Below are 4,751 nucleotides of genomic sequence, written 5' to 3' on the forward strand. Positions count from 1 at the left end.
CTCCAGCCCGAAAATTTGGTGATTCTAGAGGGGGGATCCGCCCCCTTTTTTCCTTTAGGGCTGCAGATAGAGGCGGTGCTGCCGGATGTAGTGCTCCACGGCAGGGGGCACCAGGTAGCGGATAGACCTTCCCTTTTGGATTTGCTGCCTTAGGTAGGTGGAAGAGAGCGTCAGGGTGGGAGCTTCCAGGATTTGGGCTTGGATAGGCAACTTTTCGGCTACCGCCTGCAGCACCTGGGCGGCATCGCCGGCATCCACCCGTGGGGCAACAATCCAATGGCAGAGGCGGGCCAGTTCTTCCGCTTGATACCACTGGGGCAGGTCCCGCAGAGCATCCACGCCGATGATCCAGTACCACTGGGTATTGGGTTGCTCCTGGATGAGGGTGCGCAGTGTCTCGATGGTGTAGGAGCGCCCCGAACGGCGGATCTCCAGCTCTGAGCAGGCGAAGCGCTCGTGGTCGGCAATGGCCAGCTTGACCATGGCCAGGCGGTCGGCTTTGCTGGCACCAGGGGCCAGAGGCTTGTGGGGGGGATCCCCTGCCGGCATCCACAGCACCTGATCCAGGTCAAACTGCCAAAGGGCTTGTTCTGCCATGATCAAATGGCCGTGGTGTACAGGGTTGAAGGTTCCACCCAGAATGGCAATGCGGCGGTGCTTCATGGCTGCTGGCTCAGGTAGGTGATGGCATCCCGCAGCCAGTCTTCCGTTGGGCGGGGGTGAGTGGGCAGAGCTTGCAAGGCAGCCTGAATTTCCTGAGCACTGTAGCCCAGGGCCAGTAAGGCCATTTCCACCTCTTCCCGGATAGGCATGGGCGGCCCCCCGGCCAAGGGTTGATCCGCAACCCCCATCCCCTGTCGCCAGTGGGCCAGCTTGGTTTTCAGCTCCAAGGCCAGCCGCTGGGCCGTTTTATGACCTACCCCCGGCGTGAGGGAGAGCAGGCGCACATTTTCGGTCACCACCGCCTGAATCAGCTCCGGCAGGCCGAAAGTATTCAGCAGGGCCAAGCCCAAAGCCGGCCCCACCCCCGAGACTTTGATGAGTTCCACAAACAAATCGCGCTCGGCTGGCGAGCCAAACCCGTACAACACCAGCTCGGTCTCTCGCACCACCAAATGGGTGAACACCCGGACGGGCTCCCCCACTGCAGGCAGTTGCTTGAGAAAACGTCCTGGGGCCTTGACGCGATAGCCGATCCCCTGCACCTCAACGGTGAGGCTACTGCGCTCTCCCCATTCGATGGCCACAAGGTGGCCGCTTAAAAACGCGATCATGCTGCGAGTTTAATCTGGGTTTGGGATGCTCTGCTCGACTGGAGCTCCAAAGTCGGCCAAGCAATCTAAAGTCCTTGCCAAAGGCTGCTTCCCTACAAGGCTATTTCACAGACCATTTCTCTACCTGTAGACTGTTCCCCATCCAGCTCTGTATTCTCCCTCATCCATGCCGATTCGCCCTTTTCCCATCGGCCAATGGCTTTGGATCCTGTTCTCGCTGGGGGTGCTGCTCTTTCTCCATCTTCCTCTGCTGGTGATCGTCCTTTATGCCTTTAGCCCCGATGAGGCGACTTTGCGCTTCCCTTTGCCGGGGCTGACCTGGCATTGGTTTGCCGTGGCCTGGGGGCGGGCAGATATTTGGCGGGCCTTGTTTTTGTCTTTGCGGGTGGCTGTGCTGGCTACCGGAGTGGCGGTGGTGCTGGGATCCCTGGCGGCAGCGGCCGTCTATCGCAGCCGATTTTTTGGCCGCGAGACGATCTCATTTTTGGTGTTGCTGCCCATCGCCTTGCCGGGCATTGTCTCCGGGATCGCCTTGCGCTCGGCGATCCATTTGCTGCATATCCCTTTCAGCTTTTGGACAATTGTTATCGGCCATGCCACCTTTTGCCTGGTGGTGGTGTACAACAACGTGCTGGCCCGGTTTCGCCGCATGGGACGCTCTCAACTGGAGGCTTCTGCCGACTTGGGGGCCAATCCTCTGCAAACCTTTCGGTACATCCTTCTGCCCGAACTGGCCTCGGCCCTATTGGCGGGATCCCTGCTGGCGTTTGCCCTGTCTTTCGATGAAATCATCGTCACCACCTTCACCGCCGGCCAGCAGCAAACCCTGCCGATCTGGGTGTTCAGCCAGCTAACCAAGCCTCGGCAGCGCCCGGTGATCAGCGTGGTGGCCCTGGGGGTGATCGGCCTGACGGTGCTCCCCATTTGGCTGATCCATCACTTGACCCAAGAGAAAACCACGACTCGCTGATGGCTCTTTCCAGCCTCATGCAAGGTTTGCACTTGGAGGGATCCCCAAGCATTGGCCGGAGTCGCTGTAACAGCAAGGAAACGCTGGCCCTGGTTGATCGCAGAGCCCTTGTGAGAAAATGTAACAAGCATTTCATTTGTGAAAATTGAGGTATCTATGGCTGTCACTCGTGCCGGACGCGCCCCTCTAGTGCGGGGCAGCAGCGAGGGAAATCCTGCCAAGTTCATGGAAATGGCCAGCTCTTTGCTCAGCACCCGCACCCGCCAAGGCAGCGGCAAAAAGGTTCAAGATCGCTCCTCCTACGGCAAAGCGGGCAACCCGCAAGAGTTCATGCAGATGGCCAGCGAATTGCGCCGCTCCCTGGAGCAGCAGGGTCGGTAGCCAATCCTGTCCACCCCCAGGGGATCCCCGTCCAGTTGCCTAAGCTGGACGGTTTTCTTGCTGCTCCTCTCAAGCCAGAGGCGGCCAATCGCTTCTGAGGCCACTCACCGGTGTTGGATCCCGTTACGGGCCCAACTTCGAGTCCAGAGCTCCGCCCTTGAGCTTCTGTGCAATGAGCCGGCAGAAGAGCAGCATGTCAGGATGGGAAAAGTGCTCATCGGGGCGCTCTTGCCGGTGGACGTGATTGAGGCCAAGACGACATGAAAAACAAAGGCTTTTGGCTGGCCGGGATCCTGGGGGTAATCTTGGATCAGGCGACCAAGCACTGGGCAGTGGAACGGCTGCTGCCGGGGCCAGAGATTGAGCTGTGGCCAGGGGTGTTTCACCTCACCTACGTGGAGAATACCGGCGCTGCTTGGAGCCTGTTTGAAGATTCGGCAGAGCTCTTGAAGTGGATCTCGTTGGGGGTAGCGCTGGCATTGGGGCTGCTGGCCATCCGCGGCGGGATCCTGAGCCGTTGGGAACAGGCGGGCTATGGCTTGGTGTGGGCAGGAGCGGTGGGGAACGGCATCGACCGCTTCGTCAACGGCTATGTGGTGGATTTTTTCAATTGGGTCTGGATCCGCTTTCCGGTGTTCAACGTGGCGGATGTGGCCATCAACCTCGGGGTGGCCTGCCTGCTGATCGGTTTGCTACGGGACAACTCGAAGAAAACGGGATCGACTTCCGCCTCGCCCTGCCTGGAGAAAAAGCCCGGTCGCGACAGCACCCACTTTAAGGATTGACGAGCCGATGAACAGCCTTCAGGGATCCCTTGGGATGCTCAGGCCTTTGGCCAGGGGGATCCCCGGTCAGCTGCAAGGACTCCGTCCCGCTAAAGTGCTCCGCACTGCTATCGCGAGCGCGAATGGCTGGCTTGCTGGGCCACCTGGCAGAGGCGCTCGACATCTGCGGGCAAAGTGTTAAAAGCCGTCACCAGGCGGATTAAGTTGTGACCTTCCCCCAGCCAGCGGTAAAACCGAAACCCCGCTCCCTCTAGGGCCTGGAGAACCGGCTCCGGCAGCTCGATAAAAACCTCATTGGCCTCGGTAGGATACACCAACTTGGCTCCCGGCAGGGATCCCAGTCCCTGCGCCAACTGCTGGGCCATTGCGTTGGCATGGCGGGCATTGCGCAGCCACACCCCATCCTGGAGATAGGCCTGCAATTGGGCAGACAAAAAGCGCATCTTCGAGAGCAGATGGCCACTGCGCTTGCGACGAAACTCAAAATCGCCCACCTGATTTGGATGAAAAAACACCACCGCTTCCGCAGCCCAGGCTCCATTTTTGGTGGCCCCAAAGGACAGCACATCCACCCCCGCTTTCCAGGTCATCTCGGCAGGGGTGCAACCCAAACTAACCAGGGCATTGGCAAAGCGGGCCCCATCCATATGCACCTTAAGGCCAAAGTGATGGGCCAAATCCGCCAGGGATCCAAGCTGCTCCAAGGAGTAGAGGGTGCCGGCCTCAGTGGCTTGCGTCAGGCTGAGGCAGGCAGGCTGCACGTGATGAACCACCCCAAACCCCGCCCGCTCCAGGGCTGCTTTTAAGTTGCCCCAGTCGATACGGCCTTGTTCCCCTGGGATCCCCACCAACTTGGCCCCACCTGTAAACAGCTCCGGCGCTCCACATTCGTCCAGATTGATGTGGGCCTCGGGATGGCAATAAATCGCCCCGTAGGGCGGGGTGAGCACCGAAAGGGCCAGGGCATTGGCAGCAGATCCTGTTGCCACCGGAAACACTGCCACTTCATGCTCGAAGATCTCGGCAAACAGCCTTTGCACCTGCGCTGTGCATTCGTCCCCTCCATAGGGCATGGCGGATCCCCTGAGGGCCAACAGGGCTTCCATCACCTCAGGACAGGCGCCTGTGACATTGTCGCTGCAGAAGTTCATGGCCTGGACAACCCAAGGGATCTCGCCGAGGAAGGGTTAGGGCCGGCTTACTTCGCGCCAACCCAACCGGGATCCTCCAAAGTATCCCAGGCTTGACCTGCCTCTCCCTCAACCGTTTGCAATAGCGGGACAGAGTCCTTTTGGGGATGGGAAGGCGGCTCAGGCTGGTCGCGATAGCGGGACGGAGTCC

General features: G+C 59.8%; 6 protein-coding genes. 3 read left to right on the forward strand and 3 right to left on the reverse strand.

The window, feature by feature from the left end:
• Window positions 1–54: 54 nt before the first annotated feature.
• Together nadD and ruvA are read right to left on the reverse strand one after the other, a co-directional pair.
• Entirely contained in the window at window positions 55–663 is a 609-nt protein-coding gene (gene nadD / locus NW819_RS02675) for a nicotinate-nucleotide adenylyltransferase (protein WP_414412804.1), read from the reverse strand.
• On the reverse strand, window positions 660–1,274 hold the full coding sequence (ruvA, locus tag NW819_RS02680; RefSeq protein WP_414412805.1) for a Holliday junction branch migration protein RuvA: 615 nt from the start codon (window positions 1,272–1,274) through the stop codon (window positions 660–662). Before ruvA ends, nadD begins: the two co-directional genes overlap by 4 nt.
• A gap of 166 nt (window positions 1,275–1,440) precedes the next feature.
• Between ruvA and NW819_RS02685 the strand changes: the two genes are divergently transcribed.
• The 3 genes from NW819_RS02685 to lspA all read left to right on the forward strand — a co-directional run bounded on the left by NW819_RS02685 (window position 1,441) and on the right by lspA (window position 3,410).
• Window positions 1,441–2,244, forward strand: coding sequence for an ABC transporter permease (locus NW819_RS02685; protein ID WP_414412806.1), 804 nt, complete (start codon window positions 1,441–1,443; stop codon window positions 2,242–2,244).
• Between the two features lie 156 nt (window positions 2,245–2,400).
• Complete coding sequence (locus NW819_RS02690) at window positions 2,401–2,625, forward strand: hypothetical protein (RefSeq protein ID WP_414357256.1); 225 nt, start codon at window positions 2,401–2,403, stop codon at window positions 2,623–2,625.
• A 260-nt stretch (window positions 2,626–2,885) separates the two neighbouring features.
• On the forward strand, window positions 2,886–3,410 hold the full coding sequence (lspA, locus tag NW819_RS02695; protein ID WP_414412807.1) for a signal peptidase II: 525 nt from the start codon (window positions 2,886–2,888) through the stop codon (window positions 3,408–3,410).
• A gap of 107 nt (window positions 3,411–3,517) precedes the next feature.
• On the opposite strand, the gene NW819_RS02700 is transcribed toward lspA, so the two are convergent.
• Window positions 3,518–4,561 (reverse strand): threonine aldolase family protein, encoded by a 1,044-nt coding sequence (locus NW819_RS02700; protein WP_414412808.1) that lies wholly within the window; start codon window positions 4,559–4,561, stop codon window positions 3,518–3,520.
• Between the last annotated feature and the right edge of the window lie 190 nt (window positions 4,562–4,751).

Source organism: Synechococcus sp. R8-2, from assembly GCF_047461715.1.
In the GTDB taxonomy this organism is placed as follows: Bacteria; Cyanobacteriota; Cyanobacteriia; order Thermostichales; family Thermostichaceae; genus Thermostichus.